The 2,535-nt window shown below is 60.6% G+C and carries 3 protein-coding genes and 1 pseudogene; 3 read left to right on the top strand and 1 reads right to left on the bottom strand.

Annotation, left to right across the window (positions count from 1 at the left end):
• The 3 genes from RMO15_RS28935 to RMO15_RS28945 form a co-directional block, all read left to right on the top strand.
• The coding region (locus tag RMO15_RS28935) for a VCBS repeat-containing protein (RefSeq protein ID WP_309721262.1) at positions 1-1,104 on the top strand (1,104 nt) is incomplete at its 5' end.
• 20 nt (positions 1,105-1,124) lie between these two features.
• The gene (locus RMO15_RS28940) at positions 1,125-1,427 is read left to right on the top strand and encodes a Dabb family protein (protein WP_309721264.1); all 303 of its coding nucleotides are present in this window, start codon (positions 1,125-1,127) and stop codon (positions 1,425-1,427) included.
• Positions 1,417-2,070, top strand: a complete 654-nt coding sequence (locus tag RMO15_RS28945; RefSeq protein ID WP_309721266.1) for a metallophosphoesterase — start codon at positions 1,417-1,419, stop codon at positions 2,068-2,070. Before RMO15_RS28940 ends, RMO15_RS28945 begins: the two co-directional genes overlap by 11 nt.
• Before the next feature lie 164 nt (positions 2,071-2,234).
• Here RMO15_RS28945 and RMO15_RS28950 read toward each other — a convergent pair.
• A pseudogene (locus RMO15_RS28950) lies at positions 2,235-2,535 on the bottom strand (3-hydroxyacyl-CoA dehydrogenase); the annotation flags it as partial.

Here is a 2,535-nt window from a genome sequence, read left to right on the forward strand (position 1 = left end):
GCCCACACCGAACAACGCCTCGTGCGCCAACCGGAGTTTCGAGCGCGCGATCAGTTTGAAATCCACCAGCCGTTTCAACGCGGCGTAATGTTTCGCCCGCACGTCCGTGACTTTGAGGCGGCGGGAGTTGGGGATATTAACGGCGATGGCAAGCTGGATATTGTCTCCGGCGACACCTGGTACGAAGCCCCCAAGTGGATACCCCATACGTTTCGTGAGATCGGGATCTGGGGGCGTGGGCCGGGCTCCAGCGGCTACCGCGCCAGCTTTGCCGAGCTGCCCTTAGATGTCAATGGCGATAAAAAACTCGATATTGTCTCGTCGGACTATGCCAGTGGTGAGCTTTTTTGGCACGAGAACAACGGTAGCACGTCGGGAAGCTGGACGCGTCACCTTATCGCCAAGCCAGGGAGCGCGGAGACCACGGTCTTTGCGCCGCTGACGGGCAAGAACGCCAAGGACATTCTCCCCAACTGCGGCGGCCAAGTCATATTTTATGAGCTACGCGACGGACAGTGGATCGAGCATAAAGTTGGCAACCAGGGCGCGGGCCATGGGATCGGGTTTGGCGATGTCAACGGCGATGGCAAGTGCGATCTGGTCACCCCAAGCGGCTGGTGGGAGAACCTCGACGCCAAAAACGATAAGTGGGCCTGGCACCCCGAGTTCTCGTGTAAGCCCGGCGACCTCGGCATCTCCACCCCGGTCTACGACTTCGACGGCGATGGCAAGAACGACATTGTCTTTGGCAGCGGCCACAGCTACGGTCTCTACTGGCTCCATAACTTGGGCGGCGGTAAGTGGGAGCAGCTTCCCCTTGATCTCTCCGCGTCCCAGTTCCATACCCTCGTCTTAGTTGGCGACAAAGTCTTCACCGGCAAGCGCTACCTCGCTCACGACCATGATCCCGGTGCTGAGGAGCCGCTTGGCCTCTACTACTACCAGTTTGATCGCAAGAAAAAGACCTGGCAGAAGTTCGTGATTGACTCAAATACCAAAGCGGGAACGGGCCTGCTGATGGTAGTGCAGGATATCACCGGCGATAAGCGACTAGATATTGTCGCGCCTGGCAAGAGCGGCCTGTATCTCTTTAGGGGGCGATAACGGACGGTATAATGCAGTCCATGTTCTTTCACGCCGTTTATTTCTACCCCCGCGAGGATGCCCAGCCGGGCGATGCTGAGACGCTCGCAGCGGGTTGCCGGACACTCGCGGCCATTCCTGGGCTGACATTTTTCCAAGTGGGACACACCGCAGGTACACCACGCGATGTCGTGGACAATACCTACGCCGTGGCACTCCTCACGGCCTTTACTGATGTCGCGGGCCACGATGTCTACCAGGATCACCCCATCCATCTGGCCTTTATCGCGGCCAACAAGCACCTCTGGGGCCGTGTCCAAGTCTACGACTCGCTTGTCGAATAGCACATTCCCCCGAGTCTTTGCGCTTGCGGACACGCACTTTGGCTTCGGGGTTAACAAAACCATGCACCGCTTTGGGGCGGAGTGGTGGCACCACCCCGAGAAGATTCTGAGGCGTGCTTGGCAGACCCTGGGCAACGATGACATTCTCTTGATCCCCGGCGATCTCTCCTGGGCCACCAAGCCCAAGCAGGCCCTCCCGGATCTGGAGTTTCTCGCGCTGCTTCCCGGCATAAAAATCGGCATCAAGGGCAACCACGACTACTGGTGGGAGTCCGATAAGCGCCTCAAGTTCCCGGGCCTGCTCGATCCCCCACAGCGCTTCGGGGACTTAGGCATCGCTGGAACGCGTGGCTGGGACTTAAGCAAGCCCGAGATTCTCGCCCGTGAGCGCAAGCGCCTGGAGAAAAGCCTCGCCGCCATCGCAGATGCGCCCGTAAAAATCGCGATGCTCCACTACCCTCCCCACCCCTTTCTGGATCTCCTCAGCGCCGCAGGTGTCTCACATTGTGTCTATGGCCACGTCCACCTGCGCTCCTTCCTCGAAGACGAGGCGCTCGTCTGCAATGGCGAGGAGCTTGAGGGCGTAAGATGCTACTGCGTCGCCTGTGACCGCATCAACTTCACACCGCTACAGATTGCGTGACCCCACCAGAACCCATGGCCGCTTTGAACCCATACCCCCAGCCCCCATCCCTCAGGGCCGGGAAGGGGGGGACAGAGGGGGCTGGAAAAACCTCCCAGCCCTGAGGGAGGGTGGCGTAGTGAGGAACGAACGAAGCCGGGTGGGTTCGCGGGTGGATACGTGCTCTAGTTTCGCAGGGGCTGGCCGGTTTCGATCAGGTGGCGCATCCGGGCGTGCGTCAGGGGCTCGCGGCAGAGCTCAAGGCACGCGATCCGCTCCCGCTCCCGAAGTGATACTGGGTCGGTGGGCCCACCACAGAGTACCTGAATCACGGCCTCCGAGAGGCGTAGCTCGTGCGGGGTGATTCGTCCTTGCGCGTGCATCTCCGCCATTGCGGCACGGAGAGGCGCAGGATCGGTGGGCGGTGGTGGCGGGGCGACGGGGAGCGGAGAGTCTGTCAGCTCCAGGGCACGCTGCCTTGCTTCA

The sequence above is a fragment of the Armatimonas sp. genome (assembly GCF_031410135.1).
GTDB lineage: Bacteria > Armatimonadota > Armatimonadia > Armatimonadales > Armatimonadaceae > Armatimonas.

Excerpts from the sequence above, each read along its gene's own strand:
- RMO15_RS28940 (WP_309721264.1), top strand. The coding sequence starts at position 1,125 with ATGTTCTTTCACGCCGTTTATTTCTACCCCCGCGAGGATGCCCAGCCG.